This is a genomic window from Streptomyces sp. NPDC004752 (genome assembly GCF_053601275.1).
This window is the reverse complement of the sequence record NZ_JBSGBN010000130.1, coordinates 1-14,108: the sequence shown is the minus strand read 5'-3', so window position 1 is coordinate 14,108 and position 14,108 is coordinate 1. Positions and strand designations below refer to the sequence as shown.

Below are 14,108 nucleotides of genomic sequence, written 5' to 3'. Positions count from 1 at the left end.
CCCCGGCCGAGCTGCTCCGGTCAGTGGGCCTCGTCGTCTCCGCCGGCGAGGGTGTCGGGATGGTCCGGGCCGAGGACGCGGGCCCGGAGCGCACACGTCATGGGACTCGGTGAGCGTCTCCTCCCGGCGGCCGAGCCAGACGAGGTCGACGCCGCGGCCAAGGCGGCCGAGGCTGATGCCGGTCTCGTAGCGGGCGGCGAGGGTGTCGGCGTGGTCGGACCCGAGGTCCGGGCGCGCCTCGGCGACCTCGCGGCAGCTGTGCAGGGCCTCCGCCCGGCGGCCCAACTTGCCGAGCGGGTAGGCGACTTCGTACCGGGTGGCCAAATCGTCGCGGTGGTCCGGTGCCGAGCAGCCGTGCGCGTTCCGCGGTGACGGCCCGGTGCGCCTCGACCGCCTCGGGCGGCGGGGCGGACCGCGCGCCGGTGCGGGCACGTCTCGACGGGCCGGGTGGCCGACGGGCCCGGGCCGGGGCGGTCCTGGCCCGTCGGCGGGGTCCTCTTACGCGGCGAGGGGTCGATGGGGCCGGTGGCCGGACGGGGGATCCACTCGTGGCAGAGCCCCGCCGCGCCATCTTCGGGCGTGGTGCGCGGGCGTGGTGCGCGGGCGTGGTGCGCGGGCGTGGTGCGCTGGGGTGGCGCCGCTCGCTCTGAGTCCGGTGGTCATGCCCCCGCAACGACCGTCCCGTGAACGACGCGGTCGTCGATTCGGTGGTCATCGGGACCCGCTGAGCCGTCGGTACTCCGCCGGGCGACAGGCGCGCCCCACTGCCTGAAGCCCGGTGGGGCGCGCTTCGGGTGCGGGTGTCCCGCCGCGACCCCGTCGGGGGTCAGCCCTCTTTCCAGACGAGCACCGTCAGCACGGAACTGCCCACGGTGACCGGGGAGTCGGACTGGTTGCGGAGACGGACACGCATACCGCGTCCCTTCACGAGCCGCTTCGTCAACGGGATCACGGCGAAGGTGCCGCCGGCCGTGCCGATGATCTCGTGGATGGGATGGTCGGCCTGGTGGTGGTCGCCCGCGTACTCGGACATTCGGGCCTGCACGACCGCGCCGACCGGCAGCCCGGTCAGATGCAGGCTGATGCTGCCGGTGAAGCGGGCCGGACCACGCGCCCAGACACTGCCGTCAGTGGCGTGGTCGCCGGTCTCGTCCGACCACTCCTCGGTGAACTCGATCGAGTCCCACCCGCCGGGGTTGAGCTTGTAGGGCTTGGCGAGCCCGAGGTTCACGTACTGGGGCATGTCATCCTCCTCGGAGGTGTCGCCCGCGGCCCAGGCGCGCAGACCCGCCTCGGACAGATAGGCGATGGATCGGTCGACGGGACGGCTGGTGAACTGCCAGATCAGCGGGGCCCGTCCACTGGGCTTGGGCCGGGCAGCGGCCTCCGCCTTGCTGTACGGGGCGGCACCCCAGGGGTAGGCCGGGTACCAGAGGGGGACGCCGTCGGGCACGTGGCCGGAGGCGAGGTCGTCGCCGCCGGTGTAGATGCCGACGCGCTGCCCGGGGAACGCGGCCCGTACGGCGGCGATCCAGGCGGCGGCCCAGGTCTTGATCTGGGCGGCGCTGCGGCCGCGGTAGTTGCGGCCGTCCGCGTAGCGTTCGAGGTCCAGCCAGTGCGTGAACCCCTTCTTCGCGTGGGCCTTGACCGCGCCGATGTAGTTCGCGGCTTCCTTCGCGACGTCCTGGTTGGGCCAGGCGAAGTGGTAAGCACCAGGCACCAGTCCGGACTTGATGATCCCGGTGATGTGGCTCTCGAACCTCCCGTCCCGGGAGTGCTGGCCTTCACTGGCCTTGGCGAAAGCGAACACGACACCGTCGTTCTTGTGGGCGGCCCAGTTCTGGGTGCCCTGATAGGCGGACACGTCCATGCCGCGGCATGTGGCCATCCGCACCTCCTTCTCCGTCTGGCGCAGCGCGGATACTACGCGTGTCGCACCACGCCCAGGCCACAACCGGCTTGTCCGTGGGGCTGCTTGAGATGAATGAGCGTGCGACGGTTCCGGCGGTCCGGTCGGCGGACGGACGGCCGGGCGGACAGCCGCCCGCCCACCGGAGCACGGCACCGCGGGAGTTCGCAGTGCCGTTCGGCGTCCGCCACGGTGACCGTGCCGACCCGTCACCATGGTTGTACCCACCAGGGCGTTGCCGCCCTCGGTGCCGGCCACGACCTGCTCACCGCGTGGTCGCGGCGATCACAGCCGTCACATCGGTCACATCGGTCACGGCCGTCTCGCCGTCAGCCCGCGCCCGCCGTACTCCTCGGGCCAGCCTCGGGAGAGCGCACCAGGTCGCGGCATTGTCGCGAGAGCACACGAGGTGGCGGGACCCGGCGGATGGCCGCCGGGAACGGTGAGCGCCGTGGGGAGCCGTGAACGCCACGGGGAGTCGCGTGAAGCAGCAATCAGCCGAACGCCGCGACGAAATCGACGCACGCCCGGGCGCATGCCCGGCACGCCTCCGCCGTCGCCCGAGCGCCGGGGCGCCCGTCGAAGGCCCCGGCGCTGTCGAGGCAGACCGCGCGGCACCACTCCAACTGGATCCTGAGTCCGGTCTGGTCCTGGCAGTTCTGTTCGGACAGCATGCGGCAGGTCGTGTCGCACACCTCCGCGCACAGAATGCCCTGCCGCCGCGCCCGCTCCGGCCCGTCGGTCCCGTCCGGATCCAGGAGGCTCGCGCGCACCGCGCAGGCCCGGGCGCACTCGGTGCACGCCTGGGCACACGCGAAGCGGTCCTCCAGGAAGCGGTACAGCTCCTGCTCGGAAGTCGTCCGTGTCACGCGGTCCGGGTAGCCCACTCGTCACGGGTCAAACCCGGGCCGGGCCGGGTCACAGGCGCGCGCTGCGGACGCCCCGGCCAGGGCGGGCCGTACTCGCGTCGCGGCATCGCCGAGCGTAGGTGACCCCTCACGGAAGGCGTCCGGTTCACCCCGATATGACCGGGGTATGCCAGTGCTATGAGTACCGTATCGCTGCAGATGGCCGCCCCGAGCGGCCTGCTGAGTCTCGGGCTCTTCGTGGTGGCCGTGGCCGTCCTGGCGGTGCTCGCCGGGAGCTTCTGGATGGGCTCCCGTATCAAGTTCCGCGAACCGCCCCGGCCGCGCCCCGAAGAGCAGCCGCACCTGCCCCCGGAGGGCGCGGTGTACGAGATCCGGGAGAACCGGGAGTCCGAAGAGGTGCCGAAGACTCCCGAGGGCGGCCGTCCGCTCACCCCGTACGAACTGAGCAACCAGCAGACCCGGTCGAGCGCGTCGAAGGACCGGCCGCGCTGGAGCAAGGGGACGAGCGGCTCGTTCGGCGGCGGCGGGCTCGGCGCCCACTGACGCCGACCGCGGTCGGCCGGCGCCGCACCGTACACACCATCGGCCTCCCACCCCCACCCTGGCCTCCGACGCCCGCCTCCCCTGGCCCCCCTGGCGCGGGGGCCAGGGCTGAGGGAGAGATGTGCTCGCGCGCAAGGGAACGGGGCTAGGAATCGGTGCGGGCGGCGTCCAGGCTCCCGATGTGGGCCACGTTGCCGCGGTCCTCGGCGTCCTCGCTGGGCCCGGTCGCGAACCAGGCGTCGAGGATCTCCTTGAGGACCGGCTCGGAGGTCAGGCGCAGGCCGAGGGCCAGGACGTTGGCGTCGTTCCAGCGCCGGGCGCCCTCGGCGGTGTAGGCGTCCGTGCACAGCGCCGCCCGTACGCCGGGGATCTTGTTCGCGGCGATCGAGGCGCCGGTTCCGGTCCAGCAGCACACGACGGCCTGGTCCGCCGTCCCCGAGGCGACGTCCCGGGCCGCCGCCTCGGAGCAGACCGCCCACCGCGGGTCGGCCCCGGGCTCCAGCGCGCCGTGTGCGCGCACCTGGTGCCCGCGTCGGCGCAGTTCCGCGACGACGAGCCGGGCGACGGGTTCGGCCATGTCCGAGGAGACGGAGATCCGCATGCCGCGGAGCGTAACCGACCGCGGGACCCGTCGCCCGGGCCCGGACCGGAGAGCCGGTCCTGGGTCAGCTCGCGGCGAGGGCGCGGGCGGCCGTGACCAGGTCCGCGTTGTGCCCGGCCGAGGTGCCGTCCGGGAGATGGATGCCGTCCTCGAAGCCGATGCGGGCCTGGTGCCCGTCCTGGAGCGCGGCGCGCAGCACGGGCCAGGTGGTGGCCGCCTCACCGTGGTAGAGCAGCGGGCAGCCGACCCCGGCGGCACGGATCCGGGCGGCCATCTCCCGGGCGTGGGCGACCGCCGTGTCCGGATCCTCGTTCATCGGCTCGATCAGGATGCGCGCGTTGTCCGCCAGCGTCGGCGAGGCGAGCAGCGCGGGCACGTCGTCCGTGCTCCACACGGCACTCTCCAGTGTCATGCCCCGGGCGGTGACGAGCGCGGCGGTCTCCGCCGCGCCCTCCTCGCTGAAGGCGACCGAGGCGAAGTCCGGCAGTACGTCCCAGGCCTTGACCAGGTCGTACCGCTCCTGGGGCCCGGAGCAGGTCCACAGGCCGGTCGTGGTGCCGACGATCGCGGCGGGCACGGCGGAGCGGATGGCGCGCAGGACGTCGCCGAGGTCGTCGGGTTCGATCGTCTGGCCGCCGTCCGTGGTACGGACGTGGAAGTGGACGACGTCGGCGCCCGCGGAGACCACCGCGGCGGTGTCCGCGGCGATCTCCTGGGGGGTCAGCGGCACGGCGGGGTGCTCGGTACGGGTACGCCCGCCGTTGATGGCTGCCTTGAGGAACATGGGTGCTTCCTTGCGAAGGTGTGGGTGACCGGGAGAGGTCGCGGTCACGCTGTGGTGGGATCGGGGTGCAGCAGGTTCTCGACGGTGCGGGTGGCCCCGGTGAGCGTGCCGAGCCGGTCTCCCCGGTGCAGCGCGGCGATGAGACCGGGCTCCTCGACGTCGTCGGCGAGGGCCTCGTCGAGGACGGCGGCGAGCCGGGCGGCCGACGCGACGAGCAGGCCGTTGTCGTCGCCGAGGACCAGATCGCCCGCGCGCACGGCCACTCCGCCGCAGCTGACGGGGGCGTTCAGGGAGCCGTCGGCGATGCCGTGCAGCTTTGTGGTCAGCAGCGAGGTGCCGTACGCGTGCACGGGGAGGCCGACCTCGCGCAGGGCGCCGATGTCGGTGCAGACGCCGTCCACGACGGCGCCGGCCGCGCCGCGCGCCACGAGGGCGTGCACCACGACCTCGCCGAGCGGGGCGTGCCGGCGGTCGCCGCCGCAGTCGACGACCACGACGTCACCCGGTCCGACGAGGGACGCGGCGTGGTGCAGCAGGGTGGAGTCGGTGGCGGTGATCCGTACGGTGACGGCGCGGCCGACCAGCCTGCCCCGGCCGGCGACGCGCCGCAGGGCCGGATCGCAGAATCCCTCCTCCAGGTAGTGGCCGAGGGTGGGAAAGTCGACGTCGGCCAGTCGTGCCGCCAACTCGCCGTCCAGCGGCGGTACTTGTTCCAGATCGCGGATGTCCAGGGGCATCTTCGTCACCTCGGTCCGATGATGATGCGGCGGTTGCGGAGGACCGGCAGGATGGTGCGGGCCCGGTCGATGCGCTGCTTGTCCGCCTCGACCACGCACAGGGCGCGCTTCTCCTCGCCGAGCGCGGCACGCACGACCCCGAGCGGGTCGATGGCCATGCTCATGCCGATGCAGTCGGGCGTGGTGAGCGAGGCGGCCACGACCCAGCAGGTGTTCTCGATCGCGCGTGTGCGCAGCAGCGTCGTCCAGTGGTCCTCCTTGAGCGGGCCGCGCACCCAGGCCGCGGACACGGACAACAGGTCCGCGCCCATTTCGACGAGGGTCCGGGTGAACTCGGGGAAGCGCAGGTCGTAGCAGTTGACCAGCCCCACGTTGAACTCGCCGATCCGCACCACGCAGGGTCCCTCGTCGCCGCGCTGCACCTCGCGGGACTCGCGGTAGTCGAAGGCGTCGTAGAGGTGCATCTTGCGGTAGCGGCCGAGGAGTTCGCCGTCCGCGGAGACGGCCGCGATGGTGTTGTACGGCAGGGAGTCGCCGCTCGGTTCGTAGCCGCCGGCGATCACGGCGATGCCGTAGGCGGCGGCGATCCGCGACAACTCGCCGAGGAAGAAGGGCCAGTGGGCCTCGGCGGTCTCGTGCAGCGGCCCGGCGGCGGCCTCCGCCGGGATCATCGCCTCCTCGGGGAAGACGACGAGTTCGGCGCCCGCGGCGGCGGCTTCACCGGCCATGGTCTCGACGACGTCGAGGTTTCCCGCGACGTCGGCGGTGGGGGCGTACTGGGCGGCGGCGACCTTCACGGTCGTGTCTCCTTGCTGTGGTTGCTGTGGTCGGGCGGAACCGGGAGCGGGGCGGTCATTCGGCGAGCACCCGGGAGGCGTCCGGATTCCAGTGCGCCCACGCCCGGCCGCCGGGGGCCGGTCCGGCCGCGTCCGCGGGGTGCGTCTCGGCGACGAACGCGCTGCCGTCGTCGAGGGTGAGGTGGTGGCGGACGGCGCTGCCGAGGTAGACCGACTGCTGCAGGGTGCCCTGCAGCGCGGCACGGCCGGCCGGGATCGCGCTCTCCTCGCGGCACACCCGGATGTGTTCGGGGCGCACCGCGAGGTGTGCCTCACCCGTGAGGTCCGTGCGCGGCACCGGCAGTGGGCCGAGCCCCGGCACCGCAAGAGCGGTGCCGTCGGTGGTGCCGGTGAGGAAGTTGGAGGTGCCGATGAAGGAGGCGACGAAGCGGGTGGCGGGCCGCTCGTAGACGCCCTCGGGGGTATCGACCTGGACCACCCGGCCGCCGTTCATGACGGCGATCCGGTCGGACATGGTCAGCGCCTCCTCCTGGTCGTGGGTGACGGTCACGAAGGTGACCCCGACCTCGCGCTGGATCTTCTTCAGCTCCAGCTGCATCTCGGCGCGCAGCTTCTTGTCCAGGGCGCCGAGCGGCTCGTCGAGCAGCAGCAGGGAGGGGCGGGCGATGAGCGCGCGGGCGATGGCGACGCGCTGCCGCTGGCCGCCCGAGAGCTGCGCGACAGCCCGGTCGCGGAAGCCCGTCAGCCGGACCAGGGCCAGGGCCTCGTCCACCGCGGCGGGGATCTCCGCCTTCGGCCGCAGCTTGCGGACCTTCAACTCGAACGCCACGTTGTCGGCGACGCTCAGGTGCGGGAACAGGGCGTAGCTCTGGAAGAGCATGTTCAGGTCGCGTCGGTGCGCCGGAAGACCGGTCGCCGGGACACCGCCGAGTTCGATACTGCCCTCGGTCGGCTCCTCGAAGCCGGTGATCATCCGCATCAGGGTGGTCTTCCCGCAGCCCGACGGGCCGAGGATGGAGAAGAACTCGTTCCGGCGGATGTCGAGGGTCACCTCACGCACGGCGTGCGCGGTACCGAACACCTTTCCGACGCCGGAGAGGCGGACGGCCGGAGTCATGGGGTCGGCAGACACAGGGGGCGAGGACATGTGGTCAGCCGATATGGGTTTCTTGAGCTTGTGGTTCGCTGCCATGTCACGACGCCTTGACCTTGGTCCAGCCCTGCTGGAAGTACTGCATCGCGGTGCCCGGGTCGAGCAGGAAGTCGGCCTTGGCAATGGCCTCGTCGGGTGCGTAGATCGCGGTGTTCTCCAGGGCCGCCTTGTTCTTGATGAGCTTGCGGGCGGCCTGGTTGGCGCTGGCGGAGGAGCCGTCGTCGGTGGCCTTCGCGGCGACCTCGGGACGCAGCAGGTAGTTGATGAACTTGTACGCCGACGTGACGTTCTTCGCGCCCTTGGGGAGGGCGATGCCGTCCGTCCAGATGGAGCCGCCCTCCTCCGGGATGACGTAGTGCACATGGGGGTCGGACGCCACGACCTTCGCCATGGCGGTGCCGCTCCACGCCTCGGCCGCGCACGCCTGGCCCGTGGACAGCAGCTGCGGGTAGTTGGTGGAGTTGTAGCCTGCGAGGGTTTTCTTCTGCTGCTGCAGCGCCTCGGTCGCCTGCGCGATCTCGTCCTTGTCGGTGCTGGTGGCCCGGTGTCCGGTGACCTGGAGGCCGGCGATGTAGGCCGCAAGCATGTTGTCGAGCATGTACAGCTTGCCCTTGTACTTGGCGTCGAAGAGCGTCTTCCAGCTGGTCGCCGACTTGATACAGGTGTCGTTGTAGGCGAAGCCGGTGGTTCCCCAGATCCACGGGATGCTGTACTTGTTGCCCGCGTCGTAGGTCGCGGTGCGGAACTTGGGCGCCAGGTTGCCCAGTCCCTCGATCTTCGAATGGTCCAGCGGCTGGATGAGGTTCTGCCCGATCAACTGCTGCACGGTGTACTGGCTGGGTTCGACCAGGTCGTACCCGGAGGAGCCGGAGCTGAGCTTGGCGGTCATGGTCTCGTTGCTGTCGAAGGTGTCGACCGTGACCTTGATGCCGGTCTCCTTCTCGAAGCCCTTCACCACGGAGTCGGGGATCTCCCCGGCCCAGGCGTAGACGTGCAGCTCCTTGCCGCCGCCGGAGGAGGAGACGGCATCGGAGCCGGAGCCGCCGCAGCCGGTGGCGAGCACGGCGGTGACGGTGAGCACGCAGGTGGCGAGCAGGGTTCTCGGGAGGGTGGTACGGGACATGGCGAGACCTTTCGGGAACGTGCCGAGGGTGGGCGAGGACGTACGGGCGCGGGCGGGAGCGGCATACGACATGACGGCGTACGGCGCCACAGGCGGGGACGGACAGTGCGGGCGCGGGACGGAGCGCGGGGTGCGGCGGCCGGTCAGGTACGGTCGTCGACGAGGACGCGGCGCATCTGCCGCAGCCCGGCGCCCAGGATGATCACGAAGGTGAACAGCACGAGGAGGGTGCCCAGTGCGTTGATCTCCGGGGTGAGTCCCGTCTTGAGCAGGGAGTACACCCGCAGCGGCAGGGTGGTGGTGCCGACGCCGCCGGTGAAGGTGGACATCACGATGTTGCCGAAGGAGATGGTGAAGCACAGCAGCCAGGAGGCCAGCAGGGCGTGTTTCAGCAGCGGCAGGGTGATCAGGCGGAACCGCTGCCAGGCGCCGCAGCCGAGGTCGGCGGCGGCCTCGTCGAGAGACGGATCCAGGGCGCGGTGCGCGCCGATCACGATCAGGGCCGCGTAGGGCAGGGTCACCACCAGATGGCCGAGGACCAGCGAGGTCATCCCGAGGCTCGCCCGCAGGGTGCCGAACACGGACAGCAGGGCGACGCCGAGCACGATCTCCGGGATCACCAGCGGCAGGAACAGACTGCCGGAGAACAGGGCCCGTCCGCGGGGACCCAGCCGGGCCATGCCCATCGCGGCGAACAGCCCGCCGAGGGTGGCGAGGGTCGCCGAGATCACCCCGGCCTCGGCGCTGACGCGGAGCGCGGCGAGCAGATCGGTGTCCTGCGCGAGCACGCCGTACCAGCGGGTGCTGAACCCGGCCCACTTGTAGGTGAGGTCGGAATCGTTGAACGACAGCACCACGACGACCGCGATGGGCACGTACAGGAAGACGATGACGCCCCGGGCGAGCCAGCCGGTCACAGCGTCGGGCAGGTGCCCGGTGCGGGCGGCGCGGCTTCTCATGACGCCTTCCTTCCGAGTCGGCGGGCCGCGGTGCCGAAGACCGCCACCGACAAGATCATCAGGGCGAGCAGGACGACGGAGGCCGCCGCGCCCATGGGCTGGTTCCGGAACTCGGTGTAGAGCGTGACGATCAGGTTGCCGACGAGCTGGTTCTTGCCGCCGCCGAGCAGGACCGGGATCACGAAGACACCGAGCGTCGGGATGAAGGTGAGCAGGGCCGCGGCGAGCAGCCCGGGCCGGACGAGGGGCAGCAGAACCTTGGTGTGCACCCGCCACCAGCCGCAGCCCAGGTCCCGGGCGGCCTCGCCCAGCGACGGGTCGACGCCGCGCAGGGTGGCGTACACCGGGAAGATCGCGGTGGGCAGGAAGGCGTAGACGAGGCCGATGAACGACGCGCCCTGGCTGGGGATCCACTGGGCCGGGCCGTCGGTGAGGCCGACCGCGTCGGTCAGCGCGTTGACCGGGCCGCCCGGGCTGAGCAGGTTGATCCAGGCGAAGGTGCGCACCAGGAAGTCGGTCCAGAACGGCACGATGATCAGCAGGAGCAGGATGCCCTGCCGCTGCGGCGGCCGGCCGGCCAGCCAGTACGAGACGACATAGCCGAGGACCAGACAGACGACGGTGTTCAGGGCCGCCATGCCGAGGCTGTATCCAAAGACCTTCAGATACACCGGGTCGATCAGCTCGCGGTAGTTGGCCAGGGTGAAACCGCCCTGTACACCGCCGTAGGCGTCCGGCGCGGCGAAGCTGTTGCGCACCACCAGGGCCAGTGGTACAAGGACCAGTGCCACGACGGTGATCCCGGCGGGCGCCAGCAGGGCGAGGGTGGCCCCGTGATGCCGCAGACGGCTCCGGGACGCCGGGGCGGTCAGCGGCGCGGTGGCGGGCGCCGACGGCGCAGCGGTGACGGTCACCGCGGTCTCCGCGCGGCGGACGAGGGTTCCTGCATGGACTGTGCCTCCTCACGAGCGGTCACGCGCGGCCGGGATGATCATCCGGCCGTTTCGTGCGCACCAGCTTCCGCCCGCATGCACGGCCCTGAACAGGGGCGTTGACATCGAATCCAGTGGAAACGCAGCCTGAATTCCACGCATCTCGCAATCGCCGCGAAACAACGGGGTCCGAGGATGGCGGGACAGCGGGCGGCACAGGAAGGGAGGTGGCGGTGTGATCGACGATCTGGACCGGCAGATCATCGACCAGCTCCGCGTCGACGGCCGACGGTCCTTCGGGGAGATCGGCCGGTCGATAGGCCTGTCGGAGGCCTCGGTGCGGGCGCGCTTCCAGCGGCTGCAGCGGCGCGGGGCGATCCAGGTGGTGGGCATGACGGACGCGGTCAGGCTCGGGGAGGTGGAGGTGCATCTCGCGGTGCGGGTGCAGCACATCCCGGTGGCGCTGGTCGCCCGGGAGCTGTCCCGGATGCCGGAGGTGCGCTACGTGGCCTCCTGCGTCGGGCCCTACGACCTGATCACGGATGTCCGCTGCCGCAATCTGGAGCATCTGTCCGAACTGCTCACCGAGCGGGTGCGGCGGGTGAACGGCGTCGCGCACGCGGAAGCGCTGACCGTGCTCGAAGTGGTGAAGGACAGCTATCTGTGGGCGGGCTTCCGCGATCTGCCCGCCTCGCCCGACCAGCGCATCCTGCCGCCGTGACGCGTACGGCGGCCACCCGGCGCGGGCCGCTCAGTCGCCCGCGACGGCCTGCCCCACGGCGCTGTCGAGCCCGTTCCATGAGTAGTCCTTGAACAGCTCAAGGAGCAGCAGCACCTGCACCCGGGACACCCCGGGCAGCATCCTGATCTCGTCGAGCAGCTGCACCAGCTGGGCCTGGTCCCGGCAGGTGCCCTCCAGGAAGACGTCCTGGCTGCCCGCGCAGAGCGCCACATGGTTGACCATCGGCATGTCCGCGAGGCTCTTGGCGACCGCGCGGGGGGTGAGGTCCTGCACCCGGACCATCAGCCGGACGGACTGGTGGCCCAGGGTGAGCGGGTTGCACAGCGCGACGATGCGCAGCGCGCCGCTCTCCTGCAACCGCGCCACCCGCTGACGCACTGTCGCCTCCGAGACCCCCAGCTCCCGGGCGAGCGTGGTGTACGGGGTGCGTCCGTCGCGGGTGAGGCTCCGGACGATGTTCCGGTCGAGTTCGTCGATCAACGAGGCCGCCTCCTTCCCGGCACGTCCCCTTCATCCTGTTCTCCTGCTCCCTCGCCTCCCGACCGTACGCGACCGTCCCGAGCACGGTGCGCGGGGGTCCGCCGGGAGCAGCGGGGAGCGGGAACGCCGGCAGGCAGGCCGCACCCGCCCGCGCGGGTGACGCACGGGCGGGTGCGTCATGGATGCGGAGCCCCCAACGCGGGCGACCGCGCCCTATGACCAGGAGCAGCGACCAGCCCGAACACGATGCCCGCGAGCGCACCGGCAGCAGCCGGAAACAGGAACACCAGCCCCGAGTCCACCCCGCCCACGCGGGTGACGCGCAAGCGGGAACGCGGTCGCCGGGGCTCCACGGTCCGTGGCACCGATCGACGCGCTCGCGGCGGGGTTGGAGGCGGTCTGCGCGGTGTTCGCCGGCCGCCGCGAGCACGCCCGGCGGCGGCAGGCCGTCGTCATGGCGAACCATGGAACCGCGGGAGCGTGAACTGATCAGGCTCGCGTCACTGTCGTCCGCGCTCGCCGACGCCCTGCGCCGCAGCGGCGTCGCGGAGCCCGCCGCGAGCCCGGTCGCCGAGGCGGGGGCGCCGTCTTCGAGGCCGGCTTCGAGCACTGGACCGCGGCGGCCGAGGAGCGCGAACTGTCACAGGTGCTACAGGGGTCGCCGTCCGGGTTCAGGGCCGTGACCGCGGGCGGCCGGGCCGATGCCCCGCTCCGATCGGGGCCCGCGGCCACCTGACCGCCACCCGTCTCGCCGCCCACCGTGACCTTCGCTGCCCCAAGGCCGATACTGCCAAGGGGAACGCGTGAGCCACCCCCGTGTCCGACCGCCCCGAACGCCTGACAGGCCATCACAACGACAGCATCGAGTCCCCGTCACCACCGCCGGGGCCCGCTCGCCGGCGCCGCGGTCCACCGCGTCCGGCAATCGGGCTCACCCGTACCGACCTGCTGAAATGCAGGTCACAGGGCCATCTGTTAGCGTCAATTGGAGGTACCCATGAGGATGCTCATCAACGTCCCGGAGTCCGTGGTGGCGGACGCGCTGCGGGGGATGGCGGCAGCTCATCCCGAGCTGACCGTGGACGTGGAGAACCGGGTGATCGTACGGCGGGACGCTCCGGTGGCCGGACAGGTAGCGCTCATCTCCGGCGGCGGGTCCGGGCACGAACCGCTGCACGGCGGCTTCGTGGGGCCCGGGATGCTGTCGGCCGCCTGCCCGGGCGAGGTGTTCACCTCGCCGGTGCCCGATCAGATGGCGCGCGCCGCCGCGGCCGTGGACAGCGGGGAGGGCGTGCTGTTCGTCGTGAAGAACTACACGGGCGACGTCCTCAACTTCGACATGGCGGCGGAACTGGCCGAGGACGAGGGCATCCGGGTCGCGAAGGTGCTCGTCAACGATGACGTGGCGGTCACCGACAGTCTCTACACGGCGGGTCGGCGCGGCACGGGAGCCACCCTGTTCGTGGAGAAGATCGCGGGCGCCGCGGCCGCCGAGGGACGGCCGCTGGAGCGGGTGGAGTCCCTCGCGCGGCAGGTCAACGAGAACTCCCGCAGCTTCGGCGTCGCCCTCAGCGCCGTCACCACCCCCGCCAAGGGCAGCCCCACCTTCGATCTGCCGCCCGGCGAACTCGAGTTGGGCATCGGCATCCACGGCGAGCCGGGCCGTGAGCGGCGGGCCATGATGACCTCCGGTGAGATCGCCGACTTCGCGGTGGGCGCGATCCTGGACGACCTGCCCCCGCGCGACCCGGTCCTCGTCCTGGTCAACGGCATGGGCGCGACCCCACTGCTGGAGCTGTACGGCTTCAACGCCGAGGTGCAGCGGGTGCTCGGCGAACGCAGCGTGGCGGTGGCCCGCACCCTGGTCGGCAACTATGTCACCTCCCTGGACATGGCGGGTGCCTCGGTCACCCTCTGCCAGGTCGACGAGGAACTGCTGCGCCTGTGGGACGCGCCGGTGCGGACGCCGGCCCTGCGCTGGGGAATGTGACTCGGCGTTCGCAGCGACCAACGTACCTACCACGCAAGGAGATCCCGTGCTCGACGCCGATTTCTTCCGCCGCTGGATGGCCGCGACCGCCGCGTCCGTCGACCGGGAGGCGGAACGGCTCACCGCTCTCGACTCGGCCATCGGGGACGCCGACCACGGCGCCAATATGCAACGCGGGTTCACGGCCGTGACGGCCGCCCTGGAGAAGGCGGCGCCGAAGACGCCGGGCGCCGTCCTGACGCTCGCCGGGCGGCAGCTCATCTCCACGGTCGGCGGCGCGTCCGGACCGCTGTACGGGACGCTGCTGCGACGCGCGGGCAAGGCGCTCGGCGAGACGGCCGAGGTCAGCGAGGAGCAGCTCGCCGAGGCGTTGCGGGCGGGCGTGGACGGGGTGATGGCGCTCGGCGGGGCCGCGCCGGGCGACAAGACCATGATCGACGCGTTGCTGCCGGCCGTCGCCGCGCTCGGCGACGGCTTCGCCCCGGCGCG

At 71.8% G+C, this 14,108-nt stretch carries 16 protein-coding genes and 1 pseudogene; 5 read left to right on the top strand and 12 right to left on the bottom strand.

Translation table 11 applies throughout. The features are described 5' to 3' along the window. Positions 1–23: 23 nt before the first annotated feature. The 3 genes and pseudogenes from ACWEKM_RS37150 to ACWEKM_RS37140 form a co-directional block, all read right to left on the bottom strand. A pseudogene (locus ACWEKM_RS37150) lies at positions 24–373 on the bottom strand (serine/threonine protein kinase); the annotation flags it as partial. A 453-nt stretch (positions 374–826) separates the two neighbouring features. After that, positions 827–1,888, bottom strand: a complete 1,062-nt coding sequence (locus tag ACWEKM_RS37145) for a glycoside hydrolase family 25 protein (protein ID WP_451625689.1) — start codon at positions 1,886–1,888, stop codon at positions 827–829. Positions 1,889–2,403: 515 nt separating this feature from the next. Continuing rightward, a complete protein-coding gene (locus tag ACWEKM_RS37140) occupies positions 2,404–2,778 on the bottom strand; it encodes a ferredoxin (RefSeq protein WP_451625688.1) in 375 nt (124 codons plus the stop codon). A 177-nt stretch (positions 2,779–2,955) separates the two neighbouring features. Here ACWEKM_RS37140 and ACWEKM_RS37135 point away from each other — a divergent pair, with 177 nt between their 5' ends. Continuing rightward, positions 2,956–3,321: a DUF6479 family protein gene (locus tag ACWEKM_RS37135; protein WP_451625687.1), complete on the top strand. Its 366-nt coding sequence runs from the start codon at positions 2,956–2,958 to the stop codon at positions 3,319–3,321. Between the two features lie 145 nt (positions 3,322–3,466). Here the strand turns inward: ACWEKM_RS37135 and ACWEKM_RS37130 are convergent, their stop codons facing one another. The 8 genes from ACWEKM_RS37130 to ACWEKM_RS37095 all read right to left on the bottom strand — a co-directional run bounded on the left by ACWEKM_RS37130 (position 3,467) and on the right by ACWEKM_RS37095 (position 10,389). Continuing rightward, positions 3,467–3,922, bottom strand: coding sequence for an RpiB/LacA/LacB family sugar-phosphate isomerase (locus ACWEKM_RS37130; protein ID WP_451625686.1), 456 nt, complete (start codon positions 3,920–3,922; stop codon positions 3,467–3,469). Positions 3,923–3,986: 64 nt separating this feature from the next. Then, positions 3,987–4,706, bottom strand: a complete 720-nt coding sequence (locus ACWEKM_RS37125; RefSeq protein WP_451625685.1) for a 3-keto-5-aminohexanoate cleavage protein — start codon at positions 4,704–4,706, stop codon at positions 3,987–3,989. A 44-nt stretch (positions 4,707–4,750) separates the two neighbouring features. Further along, positions 4,751–5,443, bottom strand: coding sequence for an RraA family protein (locus ACWEKM_RS37120; protein WP_451625700.1), 693 nt, complete (start codon positions 5,441–5,443; stop codon positions 4,751–4,753). A gap of 5 nt (positions 5,444–5,448) precedes the next feature. Next, a complete protein-coding gene (locus ACWEKM_RS37115) occupies positions 5,449–6,240 on the bottom strand; it encodes a carbon-nitrogen hydrolase family protein (RefSeq protein ID WP_451625684.1) in 792 nt (263 codons plus the stop codon). A gap of 55 nt (positions 6,241–6,295) precedes the next feature. Further along, positions 6,296–7,387, bottom strand: a complete 1,092-nt coding sequence (locus ACWEKM_RS37110; protein WP_451625683.1) for an ABC transporter ATP-binding protein — start codon at positions 7,385–7,387, stop codon at positions 6,296–6,298. Positions 7,388–7,433: 46 nt separating this feature from the next. Next, a complete protein-coding gene (locus ACWEKM_RS37105) occupies positions 7,434–8,516 on the bottom strand; it encodes an ABC transporter substrate-binding protein (RefSeq protein ID WP_451625682.1) in 1,083 nt (360 codons plus the stop codon). A gap of 143 nt (positions 8,517–8,659) precedes the next feature. Further along, a complete protein-coding gene (locus tag ACWEKM_RS37100; protein WP_359298091.1) occupies positions 8,660–9,475 on the bottom strand; it encodes an ABC transporter permease in 816 nt (271 codons plus the stop codon). Then, entirely contained in the window at positions 9,472–10,389 is a 918-nt protein-coding gene (locus ACWEKM_RS37095) for an ABC transporter permease (protein ID WP_451625681.1), read from the bottom strand. The genes ACWEKM_RS37100 and ACWEKM_RS37095 overlap by 4 nt, the downstream gene beginning before the upstream one ends. A gap of 253 nt (positions 10,390–10,642) precedes the next feature. On the opposite strand from ACWEKM_RS37095, the gene ACWEKM_RS37090 reads away from it, so the two are divergent. Next, the gene (locus tag ACWEKM_RS37090; protein WP_121892100.1) at positions 10,643–11,128 is read left to right on the top strand and encodes an Lrp/AsnC family transcriptional regulator; all 486 of its coding nucleotides are present in this window, start codon (positions 10,643–10,645) and stop codon (positions 11,126–11,128) included. A gap of 30 nt (positions 11,129–11,158) precedes the next feature. On the opposite strand, the gene ACWEKM_RS37085 is transcribed toward ACWEKM_RS37090, so the two are convergent. After that, a complete protein-coding gene (locus ACWEKM_RS37085; protein ID WP_451625680.1) occupies positions 11,159–11,629 on the bottom strand; it encodes an Lrp/AsnC family transcriptional regulator in 471 nt (156 codons plus the stop codon). A 358-nt stretch (positions 11,630–11,987) separates the two neighbouring features. Between ACWEKM_RS37085 and ACWEKM_RS37080 the strand changes: the two genes are divergently transcribed. The 3 genes from ACWEKM_RS37080 to dhaL form a co-directional block, all read left to right on the top strand. Next, on the top strand, positions 11,988–12,113 hold the full coding sequence (locus ACWEKM_RS37080; RefSeq protein WP_451625679.1) for a hypothetical protein: 126 nt from the start codon (positions 11,988–11,990) through the stop codon (positions 12,111–12,113). 513 nt (positions 12,114–12,626) lie between these two features. Continuing rightward, the gene (gene dhaK / locus ACWEKM_RS37075) at positions 12,627–13,619 is read left to right on the top strand and encodes a dihydroxyacetone kinase subunit DhaK (RefSeq protein WP_451625678.1); all 993 of its coding nucleotides are present in this window, start codon (positions 12,627–12,629) and stop codon (positions 13,617–13,619) included. Between the two features lie 46 nt (positions 13,620–13,665). Next, a partial coding sequence (gene dhaL, locus ACWEKM_RS37070; protein WP_451625677.1) for a dihydroxyacetone kinase subunit DhaL occupies positions 13,666–14,108 on the top strand: 443 nt, incomplete at its 3' end.

Excerpts from the sequence above, each read along its gene's own strand:
- ACWEKM_RS37100 (WP_359298091.1), bottom strand. The coding sequence starts at position 9,475 with ATGAGAAGCCGCGCCGCCCGCACCGGGCACCTGCCCGACGCTGTGACC.
- dhaK (WP_451625678.1), top strand. The coding sequence starts at position 12,627 with ATGAGGATGCTCATCAACGTCCCGGAGTCCGTGGTGGCGGACGCGCTG.
- ACWEKM_RS37145 (WP_451625689.1), bottom strand. The coding sequence starts at position 1,888 with ATGGCCACATGCCGCGGCATGGACGTGTCCGCCTATCAGGGCACCCAG.
- ACWEKM_RS37125 (WP_451625685.1), bottom strand. The coding sequence starts at position 4,706 with ATGTTCCTCAAGGCAGCCATCAACGGCGGGCGTACCCGTACCGAGCAC.
- ACWEKM_RS37120 (WP_451625700.1), bottom strand. The coding sequence starts at position 5,443 with ATGCCCCTGGACATCCGCGATCTGGAACAAGTACCGCCGCTGGACGGC.
- ACWEKM_RS37105 (WP_451625682.1), bottom strand. The coding sequence starts at position 8,516 with ATGTCCCGTACCACCCTCCCGAGAACCCTGCTCGCCACCTGCGTGCTC.
- ACWEKM_RS37135 (WP_451625687.1), top strand. The coding sequence starts at position 2,956 with ATGAGTACCGTATCGCTGCAGATGGCCGCCCCGAGCGGCCTGCTGAGT.
- ACWEKM_RS37130 (WP_451625686.1), bottom strand. The coding sequence starts at position 3,922 with ATGCGGATCTCCGTCTCCTCGGACATGGCCGAACCCGTCGCCCGGCTC.
- ACWEKM_RS37110 (WP_451625683.1), bottom strand. The coding sequence starts at position 7,387 with ATGTCCTCGCCCCCTGTGTCTGCCGACCCCATGACTCCGGCCGTCCGC.